The 20,551-nt window shown below is 70.1% G+C and carries 14 protein-coding genes; 4 read left to right on the forward strand and 10 right to left on the reverse strand.

From position 1 onward, the window contains the following. The first annotated feature begins 143 nt into the window (after window positions 1-143). Entirely contained in the window at window positions 144-1,691 is a 1,548-nt protein-coding gene (locus RCR19_RS10175; RefSeq protein ID WP_331264853.1) for an MFS transporter, read from the forward strand. Window positions 1,692-1,931: 240 nt separating this feature from the next. Here RCR19_RS10175 and RCR19_RS10180 read toward each other — a convergent pair whose 3' ends face one another. The 3 genes from RCR19_RS10180 to RCR19_RS10190 form a co-directional block, all read right to left on the reverse strand. Beyond that, entirely contained in the window at window positions 1,932-2,837 is a 906-nt protein-coding gene (locus tag RCR19_RS10180; RefSeq protein WP_331264854.1) for an ADP-ribosylglycohydrolase family protein, read from the reverse strand. A 12-nt stretch (window positions 2,838-2,849) separates the two neighbouring features. Next, window positions 2,850-3,509 (reverse strand): phosphoglycerate mutase family protein, encoded by a 660-nt coding sequence (locus RCR19_RS10185; protein ID WP_331264855.1) that lies wholly within the window; start codon window positions 3,507-3,509, stop codon window positions 2,850-2,852. A gap of 140 nt (window positions 3,510-3,649) precedes the next feature. After that, window positions 3,650-4,255, reverse strand: coding sequence for a YdbC family protein (locus RCR19_RS10190; protein WP_331264856.1), 606 nt, complete (start codon window positions 4,253-4,255; stop codon window positions 3,650-3,652). A gap of 153 nt (window positions 4,256-4,408) precedes the next feature. Here RCR19_RS10190 and RCR19_RS10195 point away from each other — a divergent pair, with 153 nt between their 5' ends. Both RCR19_RS10195 and RCR19_RS10200 read left to right on the forward strand, forming a co-directional pair. Next, window positions 4,409-4,942: a TerD family protein gene (locus RCR19_RS10195; RefSeq protein WP_331264857.1), complete on the forward strand. Its 534-nt coding sequence runs from the start codon at window positions 4,409-4,411 to the stop codon at window positions 4,940-4,942. 256 nt (window positions 4,943-5,198) lie between these two features. Beyond that, entirely contained in the window at window positions 5,199-6,137 is a 939-nt protein-coding gene (locus RCR19_RS10200; RefSeq protein ID WP_331264858.1) for a GNAT family N-acetyltransferase, read from the forward strand. Window positions 6,138-6,399: 262 nt separating this feature from the next. On the opposite strand, the gene RCR19_RS10205 is transcribed toward RCR19_RS10200, so the two are convergent. Together RCR19_RS10205 and nrdR are read right to left on the reverse strand one after the other, a co-directional pair. After that, window positions 6,400-9,285: a vitamin B12-dependent ribonucleotide reductase gene (locus RCR19_RS10205; RefSeq protein WP_331264859.1), complete on the reverse strand. Its 2,886-nt coding sequence runs from the start codon at window positions 9,283-9,285 to the stop codon at window positions 6,400-6,402. A 150-nt stretch (window positions 9,286-9,435) separates the two neighbouring features. Beyond that, on the reverse strand, window positions 9,436-9,999 hold the full coding sequence (gene nrdR / locus RCR19_RS10210; RefSeq protein WP_331264860.1) for a transcriptional regulator NrdR: 564 nt from the start codon (window positions 9,997-9,999) through the stop codon (window positions 9,436-9,438). 556 nt (window positions 10,000-10,555) lie between these two features. Between nrdR and lexA the strand changes: the two genes are divergently transcribed. Beyond that, window positions 10,556-11,335, forward strand: coding sequence for a transcriptional repressor LexA (gene lexA / locus RCR19_RS10215; protein WP_059132092.1), 780 nt, complete (start codon window positions 10,556-10,558; stop codon window positions 11,333-11,335). Between the two features lie 184 nt (window positions 11,336-11,519). Here lexA and RCR19_RS10220 read toward each other — a convergent pair whose 3' ends face one another. From RCR19_RS10220 to RCR19_RS10240, 5 genes are all read right to left on the reverse strand, one after another. Next, on the reverse strand, window positions 11,520-13,493 hold the full coding sequence (locus tag RCR19_RS10220) for an ATP-dependent DNA helicase (protein WP_331264861.1): 1,974 nt from the start codon (window positions 13,491-13,493) through the stop codon (window positions 11,520-11,522). A gap of 277 nt (window positions 13,494-13,770) precedes the next feature. Further along, the gene (locus RCR19_RS10225; RefSeq protein WP_331264862.1) at window positions 13,771-14,715 is read right to left on the reverse strand and encodes a GNAT family N-acetyltransferase; all 945 of its coding nucleotides are present in this window, start codon (window positions 14,713-14,715) and stop codon (window positions 13,771-13,773) included. Between the two features lie 36 nt (window positions 14,716-14,751). Continuing rightward, window positions 14,752-16,692, reverse strand: a complete 1,941-nt coding sequence (locus RCR19_RS10230) for an IucA/IucC family protein (protein ID WP_331264863.1) — start codon at window positions 16,690-16,692, stop codon at window positions 14,752-14,754. A gap of 156 nt (window positions 16,693-16,848) precedes the next feature. Continuing rightward, entirely contained in the window at window positions 16,849-18,258 is a 1,410-nt protein-coding gene (locus RCR19_RS10235; protein WP_331269399.1) for a diaminobutyrate--2-oxoglutarate transaminase family protein, read from the reverse strand. Between the two features lie 524 nt (window positions 18,259-18,782). Then, window positions 18,783-19,115: a hypothetical protein gene (locus tag RCR19_RS10240; protein WP_331264864.1), complete on the reverse strand. Its 333-nt coding sequence runs from the start codon at window positions 19,113-19,115 to the stop codon at window positions 18,783-18,785. Window positions 19,116-20,551 lie beyond the last annotated feature (1,436 nt).

The raw sequence follows: 20,551 nt of genomic DNA on the forward strand, positions 1-20,551 counted from the left end.
GATTTCGGGGAAGGGGCGAGCGGTCGGGGGCAATCACACGGCATCGAACTCAGTGAACGCTTGCGTTCACTGATGGGGACTCACTACCGTTTGACGCGACAGTGAACGCGGTCGTTCACTAACGACTTCGTGGGGGCTCCATAGTGACAACCTCTCCTTTGCTCCAGGAACAGAAGCCGGGAGTCGCCCGCCGGGCGGCTCATCCCGGCATCGCGCTCACGGTCATCGCGGCCTGCCAACTCATGGTGGTACTCGACGCGACGATTGTGAACATCGCACTCCCGCACATTCAAGACGCGCTCCAGTTCAGCACAACCGATCTGACATGGGTGGTCAGCGCGTACACGCTCACCTTCGGCGGACTGCTGCTGCTCGGCGGCCGGGCCGGCGACATACTCGGCCGGCGCCGGGTGTTCATGACAGGCATCCTGCTGTTCACCTTCGCCTCGCTGCTCGGTGGACTCGCCCAGGAGCCCTGGCAGTTGCTCGCCGCGCGTGCCCTGCAGGGCATGGGCGGCGCCATCGCGTCACCCACCTCGCTGGCGCTCATCACCACCACTTTCCCGGAAGGCCCCGAGCGGAACCGGGCCTTCGCAGTCTTCGCGGCGGTCTCGGCCGGCGGCGGCGCGATAGGCCTGCTGACCGGCGGCATGCTCACGGAGTGGCTCGACTGGCGCTGGGTCCTCTTCGTGAACGTACCCATTGGCGTACTGATAGCCGTGCTCGCACCGAGGTTCATCAACGAATCGGAACGCTATCCCGGGCGGTTCGACATAGCGGGAGCGCTCACCTCGACCGTCGGCATGGCGTCCCTGGTCTACGGCTTCATCCGTGCTGCGGAGGACGGCTGGCGGGACAGCCTCACCATCGGCTCCTTCACGACGGCGGTCGTGTTGCTGGTGGCCTTCGGATTCATCGAGTCGCGGGCCAAGGAGCCGATCACCCCGCTGCGGATGTTCGCCGACCGGAATCGCTCGGGCACATACGTGATCATGCTGAGCCTGGCCGCGGCGATGTTCGGCATGTTCTTCTACATCGTGCTCTTCGTGCAGAACGTGCTGGGGTACTCGCCGATCGCGGCCGGTGTGGCGTTCCTTCCGGTGACGGTGGCCATCGCGATCGGCGCCGGCCTGTCGCAGCGGTTCCTGCCGGTGCTCGGCCCGAAGCCGTTCATGCTGGTGGGCGCGACCCTGGTCGCGCTCGGGCTCGGCTGGCTGACGTTCATCAGCCCCGACAGCTCGTACCTGTCCGGCGTGCTCGGTCCGATGCTGCTGTTCGGCTTCGGCATGGGCCTGAACTTCGTGACCCTGACGCTCACCGCGGTCTCGGGCGTCGCCCCGCACGAGGCGGGCGCGGCCTCCGGTCTCCTGAACGCCATGCAGCAGGTGGGCGGTTCGCTCGGGCTCTCCATCCTCACCACGATCTTCGGCACCGCGAGCCGGAACGAGGCGGAGAAGCAGGTGCCCGACCTCATGGCGAACGGCACGGCCGAACAGAAGGCGGAGTTCGCCAGGACACACCAGCTGCCGGCGCCCTGGGGGCACGAGGTGCTCGCCCACGGCATCTCGACGGCCTTCATCCCGGCCGTGGCGATGGCGGTACTGGCACTGGTCACGGCGACCGTGGTCATCCGCGTACGCAAGAGCGACCTGGAGGCCCTGGCCGGCACGGCGGGACCCGCAGGAGGCTGAGGGGACCCGGCTCCCGTCGTCCGGCCCGCGAACCGGACGGCAGGGGCCGCCCACGCCGGCCGGACGGCGGGGAACGACGACAGAGAGCCCTCCGGCCGTACCCACGGTCGTGGTGCCTTCCGGCGGAGGCGGTCCTGGCCCTTGGGCCGGGGCCGCCTCACCCTGCGCGCATCGGTTCCGGCCACCACACGGGCCGTCCCCTACGAGCGCGACTATGCTCCGGGGCACGACTCCGATCGTCTACGGCGCCGCCGACGCCCACTCCGGCAGCCGCTCCACACGCTCAAGCCACTCCCCCGGCGGCGTCCCCGCCTTCCCGGCGGCGAGCACTCCGCCGACGATCGAGCAGGTCGTGTCGACGTCCCCGCCCACCTGCGCGGTCGTCCAGAAGGCCTGTTCGTAGTCGCCGAGAGCGCGGGCGGCCGACCAGAGCGCGAAGGGCACCGTGTCGTGCGCCGACGTGCGCCGACCGCAGCCCAGAACGGCCGCGACGGTCGTGGCGTCGCTGTAGTCCAGCATGTCCCGCGCCCGGCGCAACCCTGCCCCGACGGCGCTCTTCGGTACGAGCGCGATGACACCGTCCAGCAGGGCCCCGGGGGCCGGCGGCCCGGCCGGAGCGGCGGCGAGGGCGGCCGCGGCGGCGACGGCCATGGCCCCGACCACGGCCTCACGGTGCTGATGCGTGGGATAGGCGGAGATCTCCGCCTGATGCGTGGCCTGCTCGGGGTCGTCGGCGTACCAGGCGCCCAGGGGGGCGATCCGCATCGCCGCGCCGTTGCCCCACGACCCCCGGCCGTCGAACAGTGCCGAGGACAGCTCGCGCCAGTCGCCGCCCTCCCGTACGAGCCTGAGGAGGCGGTTGACGGCAGGCCCGTAGCCGCGGTCGAAGTCATGGTGCTCCGCGAAGGAGCGCGCCAGTGCGTCCTGGTCGATACGGCGGTGTGCGGCCAGAACGGACACGATGGAGCAGGCCATCTCCGTGTCGTCCGTCCACTGCCAGGGGCCCGGAGGCAGCTCACGGCGCTTGAGCAGGGGATAGTTCACGGGGACGAAGAACTGAGAGCCCAGTGCGTCCCCGACGGCCAGTCCCCGCAGGCTGGCCAGGGCGCGTTCCAGCCGCCCGGGGAAAGAGGAGTCAGCGGTCATCGCCCTGCCACTCTATCCGGTGACCCAGTAGGGCTGCGGGTCCCGCCAGCGCTCGAACGGGTGATCGAGTCGATACTTGCCGTCCTCGCCCAGCAGGAGCATGCGCGTCTCACCGTTCCCCGGGTTCGAGAGGGCTTCGAATTCGGCGACCGTCCAGTGGAACCAGCGCATACAGAACAGCCTCATGGCGAGGCCGTGGGTCACCAGGAGCACGTTCGGCGGATGATCGGGGTCCTCGAAGCTGCGGAACAGGCTCTCCAGGAAACCGCCCACCCGGTCGTAGACGTCGGCGCCGGACTCGCCCTGCGCGAAGCGGTAGAAGAAGTGCCCGTAGGCGTCCCGGTACGCCTTCTGGACCATGACGTCGTTGCGGTCCTGCCAGTTGCCCCAGTCCTGCTCACGCAGCCGGGGCTCCTCGCGGACCCGGACACGATCGGGGTCCAGACGGAAGGCGTGGAGCGTCTCATGGGTACGGCGATAGGGGGAGACGTACACGCTGACGTGCTCCCCGCCGAAGAGGTCCCGCAGCCGTTTGCCCGTCGCCTCCGCCTGCCGCCACCCCTTCTCGGTGAGCGGCAGCGCGTGGTCGGGTTCACGCTCGTAGACGGTGTCATCGGCATTGCCCACCGACTCTCCGTGCCGGACAAGGACGATGCGCCGTGGTCGTGCCATGCCAAAACCCTAGATCGGGTGACACGCGAAGGGGCACCCGAGCGGCCTTGATACGGGTCACATTCGAACGACGCTCGTCGGACCGGTCCAGTTCTCCGACCGAGGCGCGGGCCGGCGCCGCAGCCGTTCACGCCATCCGATCACACGGTCCACGACGGTTCCAGGTCCACGATGTCCCCCGTGAGGGCAGCGATGTCGGCCTCGGTCTGCGCCCTCAGCGCCAGGCGCTCGATACGTTCCTCGCGGTACTTGCCGTGTTCCGCCGCCGACTGCCACATCGACAGGATCAGGAACTCATGACCCGGCGCCTCGCCGAACAGTCCGCGGGTCATGCCCGGCGAACCGGCCATCGCCGGATTCCAGACCTTCTCCTGCATCAGTGCGAAGTGCTCGGCACGCTCCTCGTGCACCTTGCAGTGCGCGACCCGCACCAGGTCCGCGTCGGTGAAGCGGGGCTCGAAGCCGGTCTTCACGTCGAAGCGGTGGTCGAAGAGCCTGACCTGCTGTTCCTTGAACGTCCCCGACTGCGCAGCCGCCAGTCGGTCGTGGGAGCGCGCCATGAAGGAGTCGTAGAAGGCACGGCTCTCCCAGAACGCGAAGACGTGCGCCACGCCGGGTCTCCCCCGGCTCCAGCCCCCGCCCTGTCCGCGGAATCCCGGCTCCCCCGGCAGTCCCGCCCACTTTCGCTGCCCCCGCTCGAAACCGCGGCGGTCCACCACAGTGCAGCGAATCCACTTGACCAGCACCGCGCCATCGTACGGCCCCGATGCGTGGCGCTGGTCACGCTCCGGCGGGTTGCACCCGGGCGAGCGCCCCGGCGCACAAGGCACAATGGACAACTGACCCACTCTGCACAGGAGTTCGTTCAGAGGGTCGTGACAACGGGGAGGGGATGAGTGATGAGCGACCTCAACAAGGGCATCCGCAAAGTCGAGTTGGCGGTGAAGTGGGACCCGAGTCCGCCCGGACAGCCGCCGACCGACCTCGACATCGTCGCGGCGACCTATCTCGCGTCGGATCCGTACGGGAAGCCCGGCTATGTCGTGCACTTCGACAGCCGCTCCCCCGACGGCACGATCTACCTCAACCGGGACAGCCTGGACGGCAAGGGCTTCGGCTGGGACGAGGTCATGACGCTTGAGCTCCACCGCCTCGACAGCAAGTACGCGCGCGTGGTGGCCGGAGTCGTCATACAGCAGCGCACCGGCCACAGGACGTTCGTCGGCGTCCTGAACCCTGCGCTGCGGCTGCGCGAGGGATACACCGTCCTTGCCGAGGACGATTTCGGCGGGGTCCTGGGCGCGACGGCGGCGACGGTCGCCGAGTTCGTGCGCGACGCCTCCGGCGAGTGGATGTTCCGCCCGGGCATCCACGGCTACGACACGGACCCGCAGAGCTTCGCCCGAGTGATGGGCAGCCCGCAGGACTCCTGACACCGTTGCCCGGTGACCCGGCGGACAGCGGTGCCGCCCGTCATGACCGGGTACTGGCGCGTGTCACCGGTCCCGGGCGTCCGACATCCCGAGTTCGCTCGTCCGTCGATGCCTGCCGAGGAGGGGTGGGCCGGTTTCCCGCATCCTGCGCGACCCCGGTGAGGGCCACCGACGGAGTGCGACCTGACGGGGGCACGGGTGGGCGGCAAGGACAAATGCGTTGCTCCGCCTTTCTCCCCTCATGATCATGGGCCGAATGCGATTCTTTGCCGCCACCGCGGACCCCACCGCCCTCGACCGGGCCCTCGCCTATCCGGCCGACGGTCCCGTCGCCGCTCTGACCGCCGAGCGGATCCGCGAGGAGATCGACGCCAACCGATTCCGGCCGGAATGGATCTGGCTCGCCGAGGACGAGGACGGGTACATACTTGCCCGCGCGCTGTGGTGGGGTCGGGCCGACAGCGAGCGGCCCATAGCCCTCGACTGCCTCCAGGTACGCTCCACGGTCGCCGACCCCGCCGCCCTCGCCACCGGCCTCCTCGACGCCGGGCATGCCACCTTCGGCACGCGCCCGCTGTACAACGTCTCCCTCCCAGGGGACTGGCGCGCCCGATCGGAACTCGCGCAGGCGGTCGCCTGGCGTCGCGAATCGGGCGCCCGTGCCGGGCTGAGCCGGGAGATCGAGCGCCTGCGCTACGAATGGACTCCGGCTGCGGGACTGCCCGAGGCCGGTGGTCGGCTGACGTTTCGCGAGGGCAGCGACGAGGAGGTCCTCGATGCCTTCGCCCGGGTGTCCTCCGGCAGCCTGGACCAGGCCACCCAGGACGAACTGCGTACCAAGGACGCCGGGCAACTGGCCGAGGAGGACATGCGGTTCTACCTCGACTGCCCCGGCGAGCGCTCCTGGTGGCGGCTCGCGGAGCTGCCCGACGGCACGCTCGCCGGTCTGGCCGTGCCGTCGGCGACCCCGTACAACCGCAACGTCGGCTATCTCGGAGTCGTACCCGAGCAACGTGGGCAGGGCCTGATCGACGAGATCCTCGCCGAGATCACTCGCTTCCATGCGGCCGAAGGCGCCGAGCGCATCACCGCGACGACGGACACCACGAACGCCCCTATGGCGGCAGCATTCGAGCGCGCGGGCTACGAGGTGGCCGAGATCCGTATGGTCCTGGAGGCTCCCGAGCGGGCATGACCCGCCGTACTGGCCTGGTCTGCCCAGGGGGCGGCGCCGGTGGCCGAGCGACAGAGGGGCCGACCCGTGCGGGGACGTGGGTTCCGATAGCGGCCCGGCCGTGATGCATCGGTCGGCAACGCCGCCGAGGAAGAGCCGGCCGTGGCACTTTCCAGGACACGCCGAGGGGGACCGGCCGTCGGCCGGTCCCCCTCGGGAACCGCAGGTCAGCTACCTTCGCGGCGTGCGTCGGATCCAGGATCCGACGCGATACCGCTCATTCTCAACTGCAGCCGCTCGTCGAGCCGCAGCCCTCGCAGATGTAGCAGGAACCGGCCCGCTGCATCTTCGTACCGCAGGAGAAGCACAGCGGGGCGTCCGCCTGGATGCCCAGTTGCATCTCCACCAGTTCGGCGCTGGTGTGCGCCTGCTTCGGGGCCGGCTGGGCCGTCGCAGCCTCGGCACGCGGGGTGGCCACGGCCTTCAGCTCCTGGGCACGCGGCGCCGACTGGGCCAGGCCCTCGACGTCGACCTCGTCCTCGCTGGGCTCGTACGAGCCGGTCTCCAGGTGGCGCTGACGCTCCTCGGCGGAGTGGATGCCGAGCGCCGAACGCGTCTCGAAGGGCAGGAAGTCGAGCGCCAGACGGCGGAAGATGTAGTCGACGATCGACTGAGCCATCCGCACGTCCGGGTCGTCCGTCATACCGGCCGGCTCGAAGCGCATGTTGGTGAACTTGGAGACGTACGTCTCGAGCGGCACGCCGTACTGCAGACCCACCGAGACGGCGATGGAGAAGGCGTCCATCATGCCCGCGAGGGTCGAGCCCTGCTTGGACATCTTGAGGAAGACCTCGCCGAGACCGTCGTCCGGGTAGGAGTTGGCGGTCATGTACCCCTCGGCACCGCCGACGGTGAAGGAGGTGGTGATGCCGGGACGACCCTTCGGGAGGCGCTTGCGGACCGGGCGGTACTCGACCACCTTCTCGACCTTGGGCTCCGCGGTGCGCTCCTCGGCCTTCGCCGGCGCGGTCTCCTTCTTCTTGGCGGAGAGCGGCTGGCCGACCTTGCAGTTGTCGCGGTAGATCGCGAGCGCCTTGATGCCCAGCTTCCAGGCCTCGAAGTAGATCTCCTCGACCTCCTCGACGGTCGCCGTCTCCGGCATGTTGACCGTCTTGGAGATGGCACCGGAGATCCACGGCTGGATCGCGGCCATCATGCGGACGTGGCCCATCGGGGAGATGGCACGCTCACCCATCGCGCAGTCGAAGACCTCGTAGTGCTCGTGCTTGAGGCCCGGCGCGTCGATCACATTGCCGTTCTCGGCGATGTGGGCGACGATCGCCTCGATCTGCTCCTCCTGGTAGCCGAGGCGGCGCAGCGCCTGCGGCACGGTGCCGTTGACGATCTGCATCGAGCCGCCGCCGACCAGCTTCTTGAACTTGACCAGCGCCAGGTCCGGCTCGACACCGGTGGTGTCGCAGGACATCGCCAGACCGATGGTGCCGGTCGGGGCGAGGACGGACGCCTGGGAGTTGCGGAAGCCGTTCTTCTCACCGAGGCGCAGCACGTCCTGCCAGGCCTCCGTGGCGGCGGCCCACACCGGGGTGTCCAGGTCGTCCATGCGGACGGCCGTGGCGTTGGCGTCGGCGTGCTGCTGCATGACGCGCAGGTGCGGCCGCTCGTTGCGGGCGTAGCCGTCGTACGGGCCGACCACCGCGGCGAGCTCGGACGAGCGCTTGTACGCCGTGCCGGTCATCAGGGAGGTGATGGCACCGGCCAGGGCGCGGCCGCCGTTGGAGTCGTACGCGTGGCCGGTCGCCATGAGGAGGGCGCCGAGGTTGGCGTAGCCGATGCCGAGCTGGCGGAAGGCGCGGGTGTTCTCGCCGATCTTCTGGGTCGGGAAGTCCGCGAAGCAGATCGAGATGTCCATCGCGGTGATGACCAGCTCGACGACCTTGGCGAAGCGCTCCACCTCGAAGGACTGGCGGCCCTTGCCGTCGTCCTTCAGGAACTTCATCAGGTTCAGCGAGGCGAGGTTGCAGGACGTGTTGTCCAGGTGCATGTACTCGCTACACGGGTTCGAGCCGTTGATACGGCCGGACTCCGGGCACGTGTGCCAGTGGTTGATCGTGTCGTCGTACTGGATGCCCGGGTCGGCGCAGGCCCAGGCGGCCTCGGCCATCTTGCGGAAGAGCGCCTTCGCCTCGACCTCCTCGATGACCTCACCGGTCATACGGGCGCGCAGGCCGAACTTGCCGCCGTTCTCGACGGCCTTCATGAAGGTGTCGTTGACGCGGACCGAGTTGTTGGCGTTCTGGTACTGCACGGAGGTGATGTCGTCACCGCCGAGGTCCATGTCGAAGCCCGCGTCACGGAGGGCGCGGATCTTCTCCTCTTCCTTGACCTTGGTCTCGATGAAGTCCTCGACGTCAGGGTGGTCGACGTCCAGGATGACCATCTTGGCCGCGCGGCGGGTGGCACCGCCCGACTTGATCGTTCCCGCGGAGGCGTCGGCGCCGCGCATGAAGGAGACGGGACCGGAGGCGTTGCCGCCGGAGGAGAGCAGCTCCTTGGAGGAGCGGATGCGGGAGAGGTTCAGGCCGGCGCCGGAGCCGCCCTTGAAGATCATGCCCTCTTCCTTGTACCAGTCGAGGATCGACTCCATGGAGTCGTCGACGGACAGGATGAAGCAGGCGGAGACCTGCTGCGGCTGCGGGGTGCCCACGTTGAACCAGACGGGGCTGTTGAAGCTGAAGATCTGGTGCAGGAGGGCGTAGGCCAGCTCGTGCTCGAAGATCTCCGCGTCGGCGGGCGAGGAGAAGTACTTGTAGTCCTCACCGGCCTTCCGGTACGTCTTCACGATGCGGTCGATCAGCTGCTTGAGGCTGGTCTCGCGCTGCGGGGTGCCGACGGCACCGCGGAAGTACTTGCTGGTGACGATGTTGACCGCGTTCACCGACCAGAAGTCGGGGAACTCGACGCCACGCTGCTCGAAGTTGACCGAGCCGTCGCGCCAGTTGGTCATGACGACGTCACGGCGCGCCCACTCGACCTCGTCGTACGGATGCACGCCGGGAGTGGTGTGAATGCGCTCGATACGCAGTCCCTTGGTGGCCTTGGCGCCCTTCGCTCGGGAACCTCGTGCCGGACCGCTCGCCGTCTCTGTCATGCCGCCTCCCTGTATCAGGCAAAAACGCCCTGACGTGCCCTTTTCTTCCCAAGGCACGGTGTTGTGTCTGCTTGTCACGCACGTCGCGGGACGGCGCGCGTGACGGGTCTGTGTGCGCCGCCGACGGAGCCCTGCCCGTCGGCCCTCCCGTCAGTCGGCGGCGCTGACGGGCACGGGGGCGTCTGCCGCCGCTCCGGACCCGCGGTCGGTTCCCTGGCGCTCCGCGACGGCGTTTCCGTGGTCGTCGTCGTCCACGGCGGGGCGCCCGCGCTGCTGCTCCCTGAGTTGCGCGATGGCGGCCTCGAAGTCCTCCAGCGAGTCGAACGCCCGGTACACGGACGCGAACCGCAGAAAGGCGACGAGGTCCAGCTCCTGCAAGGGGCCGAGTATGGCCAGACCCACGTCATGGGTGGTCAGCTCGGCACTCCCGGTGGCCCGCACCGCCTCTTCGACCCGCTGGCCGAGCTGGGCGAGTGCGTCCTCTGTGACAGGCCGCCCCTGGCATGCCTTGCGCACGCCGTTGATGACCTTGGTGCGACTGAAGGGCTCGGTGACCCCGGACCGCTTGACCACCATGAGCGAGCACGTCTCCACCGTCGTGAAACGGCGGGAGCAGTCGGGACACTGGCGGCGCCTGCGGATGGACGTCCCGTCGTCGGTCGTACGGCTGTCGACGACACGGCTGTCCGGGTGCCTGCAGAAGGGGCAGTACATGGCTCCCACCCTCCTTTTCAGCACGACTGATTGGACCTCGTGGGCCTCACAGGCCCCTCGAAGCAGCCCCAAGCATAGGCGATCTCCCGAGCCAGGAAGACCGGGGGGACCACAACCTATGGGCCACTGGTGCAATCCAACCACTACATCTAGCGATCGGCTCACACTTTCGGCCGCGACACGCGGACAGCCCGCAGATTGGCACATGCCGCAGGGCCATACCCGATCGGACCATGGGTGGATACGGTGGACGCCGCATGGAGAAGGGGGGTCGGTACCCGGCCCGCCGGGCCTCGGGTGGCAGACTGGGCGCCGATCACGGCGGCCCACAAGGCCATCGCCCCGGCGGTGAAGGGTACAGCAATGAGCGCTTTTGCCCTCCTCCGCTCCCGGTCACGGCCGAGCGGGGGGACCTCCGCCGATCAGGGTCGGCCATACACCGGCACGCAGGACCGCGTCAGATAATTCGCGGTTTTTCACTCGAACGTGTGTTTGGCGCAACCTTTCGAAAGCAACTACCGTTGTGCTGCACGGGAGACCATCGAGAGGGGCCGACGTGACCACCACCGCAGACAGCGCCACCATCACTGCCCAGGACCGCTCCCAGGGCCGACTCGAGCCGGTGCATGCCATGAACGAAGCCACGAATCACGAGGGGCCCAAGCGGTCCCTGCCCGGCCGACCTCCAGGCATCCGGGCGGACAGCTCCGGTCTGACCGACCGGCAGCGCCGGGTGATCGAGGTCATTCGGGACTCCGTGCAGCGCCGTGGCTACCCACCGTCGATGCGGGAGATCGGCCAGGCCGTGGGTCTCTCCAGCACGTCCTCGGTGGCACACCAGCTGATGGCACTGGAGCGCAAGGGCTTCCTGCGCCGCGACCCGCACCGGCCGCGCGCGTACGAGGTCCGCGGATCGGACCAGTCGGCCTCCGTGCAGCCCACGGACACCACGGGCAAGCCGGCCGCGTCGTACGTCCCGCTCGTCGGCCGTATCGCAGCCGGCGGCCCCATCCTCGCCGAGGAGTCGGTGGAGGACGTCTTCCCGCTGCCGAGGCAGCTGGTCGGCGACGGTGAGCTGTTCGTCCTGAAGGTCGTCGGCGACTCCATGATCGAGGCCGCGATCTGCGACGGCGACTGGGTCACGGTCCGCCGGCAGCCCGTCGCCGAGAACGGCGACATCGTGGCCGCCATGCTCGACGGCGAGGCCACCGTCAAGCGCTTCAAGCGCGAGGACGGCCATGTATGGCTGCTGCCGCACAACGCTGCCTACCAGCCCATTCCCGGCGACGAGGCGACGATCCTCGGCAAGGTGGTGGCGGTGCTGCGGCGGGTGTGACCCGCACGGAGGGCGGCCTGACGACGCTCCCCCTGATCCGGGCCCCGGGACCCCTGCGCCGGTTCCGGGGTCCCGCGCTGCCCGGGCCCCTCGGACGCCCTGCGGGACCGCCGTCAGTACGCTGTTCGGCGGCCCAGGGGCCGCCGAACAGCGTACTGACCTGGCCGAACCGCGCCCTACCGGGTCACGACTCCTGCGCCTTGGCCGCTGCGTCGATCGCAGCGAGCGACTTGCGCACCTGGTTACGGTCCGTCGTGTACCAGAAGCCGGGCAGTGAGGCCTTGAGATAGCTCCCGTAGCGTGCCGTGGCCAGCCGCTGGTCCAGCACGGCGACCACCCCGCGGTCCCCCGTCGCCCGCACCAGACGACCGGCGCCCTGTGCCATCAGCAGCGCCGCGTGCGTGGCGGCCACTGCCATGAAGCCGTTGCCCCCCGCCTCCTCGACCGCCTTCTGACGGGCGCTCATCAGCGGGTCGTCGGGGCGCGGGAACGGGATCTTGTCCATGACGACCAGCTGGCAGCTCGGACCGGGGACGTCGACGCCCTGCCAGAGCGACAGCGTGCCGAAGAGGCACGCTTGCGGGTCGGCCGCGAAGTTCTTGATCAGCTCGCCGAGCGTTTCCTCGCCCTGAAGGAAGATCGGGAACTCGGGGATACGGGTGCGCAGTTCCTCAGCGGCGAGTTGGGCGGCCCGCATCGACGCGAAAAGGCCCAGCGTGCGGCCGCCGGCCGCCTGGATCAGCTCCGTCAGCTCGTCATGCATGTCGGCTCGGTCGCCGTCGCGGGCCGGCCGTGACAGATGCTTCGCGACGTACAGGATGCCCTGCTTCGGATAGTCGAAGGGGGAGCCGACGTCGACGCCCTTCCACTTCGGCAGGTCGTCTCCCTCCGTGCCCTCGGGGGCGAGCCCCAGGGAGGCCCCGATGCCGTTGAAGTCGCCGCCCAGCTTCAGCGTGGCGGACGTGAGGACCACCGAGCGGTCCGCGAAGAGCTTCTCCCTCAGGAGGCCGGAGACGGACAGCGGGGCGACCCGCAGGGACGCACCGAAGCGGTCGTCCCGTTCGTACCAGACGACGTCCCACTCCGAGCCGTGGGTGATCCGCTCCGCCACGTCGTGCACGCCCTCCACGGCGGCGAGCGCCTGCTTGCGGACGGCGTCCTCGTCCTGGACGGACTTGTCGCGGGTCGTCCCGAGCGCGGAGATCACGGTACGGGCGGCGTCGCGCAGCGCCATGAGTGCGTACCCGAGATCCTCCGGGATCTCCTCGAGACGCCCAGGCAGGGCGAGCTCCATCAGCCGTTCGAAGCCCTCGGCGGCGGTCTGGAGTTGGTCGGCCGCCTTCTCGTTGACCAGTTTGGCGGCGCGGCGCACGGCGCGGTTGACCTGGCCGGGGGTGAGCTCGCCGGTGGCCACCCCCGTCACCCGGGAGACCAGTTCATGGGCCTCGTCGACGATGAGCACCTCGTGCTGGGGCAGGACGGGCGCGCCCTCGATGGCGTCGATCGCGAGAAGCGCGTGGTTGGTGACGACGACTTCGGCGAGCTTGGCACGTTCGCGGGCCGTCTCGGCGAAGCATTCGGCGCCGTAGGCGCACTTCGATGCGCCCAGGCACTCCCGGGACGACACCGACACCTGCGCCCAGGCCCGGTCCGAGACGCCCGGAGTGAGGTCGTCCCGGTCGCCGCTCTCCGTGTCCTCGGACCAGTCCCGCAGCCGCAGCAGATCCTGTCCCAGCTTGCTCGTGGGCGCGGCGGCCTCGAACTGGTCGAACAGGCCGTCCTCCTCGTCCTGCGGCACTCCCTCGTGCAGGCGGTGCAGGCACAGGTAGTTCGACCGGCCCTTGAGCATCGCGAACTCCGGGCGACGGCGCAGCAGCGGGTGCAGCGCCTCGACCGTGCGCGGCAGGTCGCGCTCGACGAGCTGGCGCTGCAGCGCCAGGGTGGCTGTCGCCACGACGACGGGCTCCCCGTGGGCGAGCGCGGGCACCAGATAGCCCAGCGACTTTCCGGTGCCGGTGCCGGCCTGGGCCAGCAGATGGGAACCGTCGTCGATCGCCTCCGCGACGGCTTGGGCCATGGTCGCCTGGCCGGGGCGCTCCGTACCGCCGACGGCTGAGACGGCTGCATGCAGGAGTTCGGGGAGTGAGGGCTTCGTCATAGCGCGACCACCCTACGGCGCGGCACTGACAAACGAGCACGAGTCCCCGCAGCCCACCGGGGGCTCACGCCTGGCGTCGCGGAACGGGACGGCCCTCGGTTCGGCGGACGATGCGGCACAGGACTCCTTTTGTGGCACAGGGCCGCGCGCGACCGGGAACGGGGCGGACGGACTGGAGCCGGGGCCAGGGGCCGGAACCGGGCCCTCGGGGCGGGAGCCCGAGCGGAGGGCGGAAATCGGTGACCGGGGGCCGGGAACCGAGGCGGGATGCCTTTCGTTACAGAGAGTGATGATGCTGCAGCACACGGCGAAGGACCCGGTCCCGGATCATCAGGGCGGCCCTCTTCTCGGGGAGGTCGACCTCGGCGGAGAACCGGAAGCCGGCGTTGAGGAAGGAGGCGACGGAGGGGATGTTGCGGAGGTCGGGTTCGGCGACGACACGTGAACACGACGGACGCCGGTCGAGGACGAGGTCGGCCACCGCGCGCAGGAGGGCGGAACCGATACCGCGCCCGCGGTCGGCGACACCCCCGATGAGGAGATGGATCCCGGTGTCGTGGGGACGGGCCGGGTAGTGGCGGGCCAGGGGGTCGAGGTCCGCGCGATAGATCTCCCAGTAGCTCATGGGGGTGCCGTCCAGCACACCGAGGCACGAGACGCTGCGGCCGTCACCGGCGAGTTGGGCCCACAGGTGCCGCTCGGTGACCGAGACGTCTCCCGCCAGGTCCCAGAACACCGCCACCGCGGGGTCGTTCATCCAGCGTGCGACCAGCGGAAGATCCCGGCTCGGATCGACCGGGACGAGGTGGAAGAGACCGACAGGGGTGGGCGTCGCACCCCAGTCGGCCACGTCGTCCAGGAGGTCGTCGCCACGTGCGATGCCCGGTCGTACGACAGATCCGGCGATCGCGTCTGCCGGGCTCTCAGGAGGGTCGGCCGGACCGTCAGGAGCGCCGGCGACCTGGTCGTGGGACGCGTCGGTCAGGGCCTCACGCGCGTCGAACACGGTCGGCGCCGCGGCTCTGCTCCGGCTCGGCCCACGATCCACGCCGAGGGCCATGAACTGGTCGGGCAGCCGGAGATCGAGGGTGTCCTCGCAGTCCGAGCCGGGGTTCGGGCGCAGACGCCGGTCGGCGCCGGATCCGGAGCCCGAGCGGGTGGCGGGACCCGCGCCGGGGGCGGAGGCGGTGCCGGCGCCGCTGTTCGCGTCGATCGGGGACACGGCGACGCTCCTCTCAGGAGAAGGGACGGATGGCGTTCAGGGATGAAGGGGGTTGGTGACGGTGACATAGACGGATTGGGTGTCCACCGGGCCGACGAGTTCGTCCAGACCGTGCAGCCGGGTCAGCAGATTGGCCTTGCAGCGCAGGACGGGTGACTCGAGCAGACGGGCCGGCAGGGAGCTGCGCAGCCGTCCGGAGCCGTCGGCGGCGGAGGCGAGGAAGCGACGGAAGGCCGCGAGCAACAGCTGTTCGTCGGCGAGGCCCTGGGAGCCGAACGCGCCGATCAGACCCAGGACGTTGTTGATGCCCAGGTAGTAGGCGAAGCGTTCGTCGGCCACCTCGTCGGCGACGAAGGTGTCGCTGTGCTCACCGATGCCCGGCAGCCGTGCCTCGAGTTCGGCGCGGCGGGACTCGCGGAAGTAGTAGCCCTGGTTGTCCCGGTAGCGGCCGCCCACGGGCCAGCCTTCGGGGTCCAGGAGGACGATGGTGTTCTGCTGGTGCGCCTCCATGGCGATGCCGGCCTGCCCGTCCAGCCAGAGCACCGGGCGCACCACCTGTTCCAGGTAACGCAGGAACCATTCGGTGGCGACGGCCGAGCGCGAACGGCCGGTGCGTGCGGTGAGACGGATCACCGTCTCGGCGAGCCTGGAGACCGGTCCGGGTCGTTGCTCCCCGGGCAGGGCGCGGGCCCTGGGCGAGACAAGGCCGGCGAGACAGCAGGCGTCGTCCGTCGGACCGAACGGGTTGTGCCGGATGACCACGTCCAATCCGGCCACGGGCATACCGTCCGCGTCGTCGACGGCCAGCCAGGCCGGGTCACGGACGATGTCGAAGCCGGGGTGCACGGAGCGCCATTCCCTGCCGAGCCCACCGCGCAGCAGTCGGTGCACCTCCGCGCCCCGGTGGAGTTCCTTTCGGAGGTTCTCACGACGGGAGTTGGTGATGCGCAGGCCCAGCGACAGCTTCAGCATCGCCGGGACGCCGGAGCGGTGGACGGTGCGGACGGAGGAGGTGGGGCGCCAGGGCTCTCCATGTGCGCCGAGGTCGCGGATCAGTCCGGTCTCCAGCAGGGCGACGGCCTGTGGGCGGTGCCGGATCTCGCGCGCCTGCCAGGGATGCAGGGGCAGAGCGGTGAAGTTCTCGGGGAGCGGGAGGTCCGAAGCCGCGAGCCGCAGGGCGAGCAGGCCGGCAGGCACGGTCCGGCCGCCCTCCGTCCACGCCGAGTCGGCCGCGAGTACGGAGGGTGCGACCGCCAGCCAGTGCAGTGGGAAGCGGCCCCTGAGTTCGGGCGAGTAGAGCCGGGCCTCGGCGTCGGAGAGTCCCTCGCGGCTCTTGGCCGTCGGGTGCATGGGGTGCCCGAGCAGCAGCGCCTGCTCGGCGGAGAGGAAGAGGTCCGCCTCGTCCACGGGCCGCTCGCGCCGCTCAGCGATGAAGGTCGTGGTGTGGCGGACGGAGTCGGCCACCCTGCCCACCAGGTCGGCGACGTGGTCATGCGGGAAGCCGGACCCCTGGGGCGGTGAGGAGGCCGGGGCGGCTGCCTGCCAGGCGGCGCCGACCTCCCGGGCCAGCAGGGTCGCCACCGTCACGGCGTCGGCGGGCGGGGCCGACTCGGGTGTCCCGGCGAGCCGCGGCAGGCCGAACCGGTGCCAACCCGTCATGGACCAGTACCGGACGGGGACGAGGAGCGTCGTCGCGCCTGCCGGGAGCGGGATCCTCAGCACACCGTCTGCCGGAGCGGCGAGATCGTGCTCGCGGACCCAGCAGCGCAGCAGGTTCTCCACGCTCGCGGCCTGGGCCGCCAGGTGCGGATCGGGATGCTCCAGCAGATCGGCGTCGCGCACCGCCTCTGACTCCGGCGGGGCCGCCTCCTGCCGGGGGACCGTGGGAGGCCTCGGCGCGAGCGCGGTGGCCTGTGTGCCGCCGGTCTCCTGCTCGGGGGTCCGGGAGCCGCAGTCGGGGGTGGGGGTGGCGTTCAAGGTCGTTCCTCGTGAGGTCTCCGGCTCGTGCGGCGACGGGCCGTGCGGTACGGATGTGGGGGGCGGTCACGCGTCCAGGCCTGGTCCTCCTTCTGCGGCATCGGACGCGAGGCGGACCGGGCTACGCAGCCCGGTCCGGGGAGCGCGGCACGGGTCTCAGGACTCGACGGTCCCCCGCGCCACCGCGGCCACCGCGTCCGCCAGCCGGTCCAGGACCGCGCTCGTCTGTTCGTCGGTGATCGTCAGCGGCGGCAGCAGCCGCACCACACTGCCGTGCCGTCCGCCCAGTTCCACGATCAGGCCGCGCCGTAGGCACTCCTGCTGGACGGCGGCTGCGAGTGCGGGCGCGGCGGGGAGCGGCCCTGTCCGTCGGGCATCCGCCGTGGGCGGGTCCTGGGACATCGGGCCGGGCGTGGCCTCGGCGTCGACGATCTCCATACCGATCATCAGCCCTCGGCCGCGGACGTCCCCGATGAAGGGGAACTCGTCCATCAGGGGGGCGAGCCGGGCCAGCATGCGCCTGCCGAGTGCTTCGGCGCGCTCGGCTAGGCCGTTCTCACGGACGTAGGCAAGGGTCGCCGTGCCGGCGGCCATGGCGAGTTGATTACCGCGGAACGTGCCTGCGTGGGCACCAGGTTGCCAGACGTCGAGGTCGTCGCGGTAGACCACGACGGCGAGCGGGAGGCTGCCGCCGATCGCCTTGGAGAGCACCATGACATCGGGCACCACACCGCTGTGCTCGACGGCCCAGAAGCGCCCCGTGCGGCCCACGCCCGTCTGCACCTCGTCCGCGATCAGCGGGATGGACCGGGCCTCGGTGATCCGGCGCATGCGGCGCATCCAGGGGTCCGGCGCGGGGATGACCCCACCCTCGCCCTGGACCGGTTCCAGGATCATCCCGGCAGGCAGTGGCACGCCCGACTTGGCGTCGTCGAGGAGTGACTCGGTCCAGCGGGCGCCCAGTTCGGCGCCGGTCTCGCCGCCGATCCCGAACGGGCAACGGTAGTCCTGCGGGTACGGCAGCCGGGCCACCCGGACGTCGGCCGCGCCTCCGGAGACCTCCAGAGCCCCCGCGGTCATCCCGTGGTAGGCGCCGGTGAAGGCCAGGATCCCGCTGCGACCGGTCGCGGCACGCACCAGCTTCAAGGCGGCCTCCACGGCGTCCGTCCCCGCCGGCCCACAGAACTGCACACGCGCACGGTCGGCCAACCCGGGCGGCAGGGTCCGGAACAGCTCGGTGGTGAAAGCGTCCTTGACGGGGGTGGCCAGGTCCAGGACGTGCAACGGGGCACCCGAGTCGAGAACCTTGCGGATCGCCTCGAGGACCACCGGGTGGTTGTGGCCGAGGGCCAGTGTGCCCGCCCCGGAGAGGCAGTCGAGATAACGGCGGCCGTCCGCGCCCTCGATGGTGAGCCCGCGTGCCCGCACGGGCACGATCGGGAGGGCGCGCGCATAGGTGCGTGCCGCGGACTCGCGCGCCGACTGACGCCGCAGAATGCTCTCGTGCGCCGTGCGCACTCCCCCCGTCTCATGTGCCGCGCGCTCCCCGTCCGTTGCCGCGTACACCTCCGGCTCTCCCTCCACCGGCACCACCGCAATCTCCGTCACGGTCACGACGTCAGTTCCTCCCGCTGTCCAGAGGGGATGGGGCGAGAGTTGACCACGGACAGCAGATCACCCCGTACATACCAACGACGTGAACGCCCCGCGGAAGCGGGTGAGAGCAAGATCGTTGCCGGTCGTCCCACCACGACCGGGGCGGCGGGCGTCGGCACACCCGGTCACCCGGCCCGTGGGCGGGCGTTGCATCCGTCCCGCGGCAACGGCCCCTCAGGGGCGGCGGGTCAACACCGTCGGCTGTCCGGCCGCGCTCAATGCCCGTGACGCCGCCATCACTTCGAGCCCGGGCGACCGCCCGGCCTGCCGAACTCGTTCTTGCGTCGTGCGACTTCCGGCCCGGAGAACGACCACGGGGCTCTGTTGCGACAGCGGGTCCTGGTCGACCCTTTGTCGGAACAGAGCCCCGCTCGCCTGTCCGTCCGTTCCCGAACCGCCGGACGGACGGCTCATGGTCACGGGACGGCGCTGCGCTAGGACGGCACGCAGTAGGCCGTAGCGAGGTTGAGGTACGTTTCAGTGGTGGAGACGTTATGGAATTCGACGGTCCAACTATTGTTGACCGCGCTGTCGTTGCTCATGGTCGCATAACTCTTCGTGGCATAGATGTCGGGGCTCACGACCCCGAAACCCGCCAAAAAACCACCGGAAATCACCTTCTGGTTCGGTCCGCAGATAGCAACCACATTCGATGTCTGCCCTGGCCCCAGCGTCCCCTCCTCGGAGACGGTAGTGATCTCCTGGACACCGGAGGAGCCTTGGGGCCCGGTTGCACCTTGAGCGCCGGTTGCACCCTGAGCGCCCACGGTACCGATCTCACCCTGAGGGCCCGTGGCACCGACCTCGCCCTGAGGACCGGCAGCGCCCTGAGCGCCGTTGGCGCCTTGAGCACCCGGCACGCCGGGCTCGCCCTGAGTGCCAGGCGTGCCCTGAGTGCCTGCCGCTCCGGTCTCACCCTGCGGACCCACAGCACCCTGAGCACCGACCGCCCCGGTGTCACCTTGTGCACCGGTCGCGCCCTGGGCACCGAGCCCGCCCTGGGGGCCTACAGCACCGGTGGCACCCTGAGCACCCGGGATGCCGGTCTCGCCCTGAGCACCGGTCCCGCCCTGAGCTCCCTGAGCACCGGTCCCGCCCTGAGCGCCGGTCGCGCCGGTCGCACCTTGAGCACCCTGGATACCGGCCTCACCCTGCGGACCAGCCTCGCCCTGAGCACCGTTGTCACCCTGGGCACCCTGAGCACCGGTCCCGCCCTGAGCGCCGGTCCCGCCCTGAGCGCCGGTCGCGCCGGTCGCACCTTGAGTACCCGGGATACCGGCCTCACCCTGCGGACCAGCAACACCCTGAGCACCATTGTCGCCCTGAGCACCAATGTCACCCTGAGCACCCTGAGCACCGGTCCCGCCCTGAGCGCCGGTCGCACCGGTGTCACCTTGGGCACCCTGCACACCGGTCATACCCTGAGCGCCGGTGTCACCTTGGGCACCCTGCGCACCAGCACCGCCCTGCGGACCGGCGACACCCATCTGTCCCTGAGGGCCGATGGCCCCGGTAGCCCCTTGAGTACCGGTGGCCCCTGTGGTGCCCTGGGTTCCCTGCGTCCCCTGAGCTCCGGTCGCCCCCGTAGCCCCCTGGGTTCCCTGCGTCCCCTGAGCTCCGGTCGCCCCCGTAGCCCCCTGGGTACCTTGCGCACCCTGAGCCCCTTGCGCCCCTTGCGCCCCCTGAGGACCGGGCTCGCCGCACGGCGGCACGGGGCTCGAGACCTTGACGTAGCGGGCAGCCACCCAACCGGTGCGGTTCGCAAGCCGGTACCACGTCGAGTCGCCGCCGACGCTCTCCCCGGGCGCCCGGCACTGGATACCGATCCGGGCGTCGTTCGGGTATCTGCCCAACTCGGCGGAGTTGGTCGTCGGCAGGGCGCGGACGCTCAAGCCGGACCTGGCCTCGACGGTCCCGCGAACCGGCTCCGAAGACCCGTTCCCGCCCGCGTGGAGGGCGACGGTCCCGGTCCGCACGGCACCCGTCACCCCCTGGACCGCCGTCGCGGCGCCTGCCAACTCACACGTCAGGCCGAGACTCACCGCCCCCAGAACAAGCGATGTACCGACTGACCTACGCATTTCGAACCACCACGCCTTCCGCTGGGCGTCTGCGATCAAGGGGGACGTGATGAGAAAAGCGCATATGCCAGAGAGATTGTTGTTATGACACGACTAAACCCTGATCATCCCTCTCATGGCAG

This window comes from Streptomyces sp. WAC07094 (genome assembly GCF_036320405.1).
Classification (GTDB): Bacteria; Actinomycetota; Actinomycetes; order Streptomycetales; family Streptomycetaceae; genus Streptomyces; species Streptomyces lannensis.

What these genes read in the sequence shown, in the direction of transcription:
- RCR19_RS10180 (WP_331264854.1), bottom strand. Translation starts at nt 2,837, where the DNA reads ATGACCGCTGACTCCTCTTTCCCCGGGCGGCTGGAACGCGCCCTGGCC.
- RCR19_RS10185 (WP_331264855.1), bottom strand. Translation starts at nt 3,509, where the DNA reads ATGGCACGACCACGGCGCATCGTCCTTGTCCGGCACGGAGAGTCGGTG.
- RCR19_RS10195 (WP_331264857.1), top strand. Translation starts at nt 4,409, where the DNA reads ATGAGCGACCTCAACAAGGGCATCCGCAAAGTCGAGTTGGCGGTGAAG.
- RCR19_RS10200 (WP_331264858.1), top strand. Translation starts at nt 5,199, where the DNA reads ATGCGATTCTTTGCCGCCACCGCGGACCCCACCGCCCTCGACCGGGCC.
- RCR19_RS10205 (WP_331264859.1), bottom strand. Translation starts at nt 9,285, where the DNA reads ATGACAGAGACGGCGAGCGGTCCGGCACGAGGTTCCCGAGCGAAGGGC.
- nrdR (WP_331264860.1), bottom strand. Translation starts at nt 9,999, where the DNA reads ATGTACTGCCCCTTCTGCAGGCACCCGGACAGCCGTGTCGTCGACAGC.
- RCR19_RS10220 (WP_331264861.1), bottom strand. Translation starts at nt 13,493, where the DNA reads ATGACGAAGCCCTCACTCCCCGAACTCCTGCATGCAGCCGTCTCAGCC.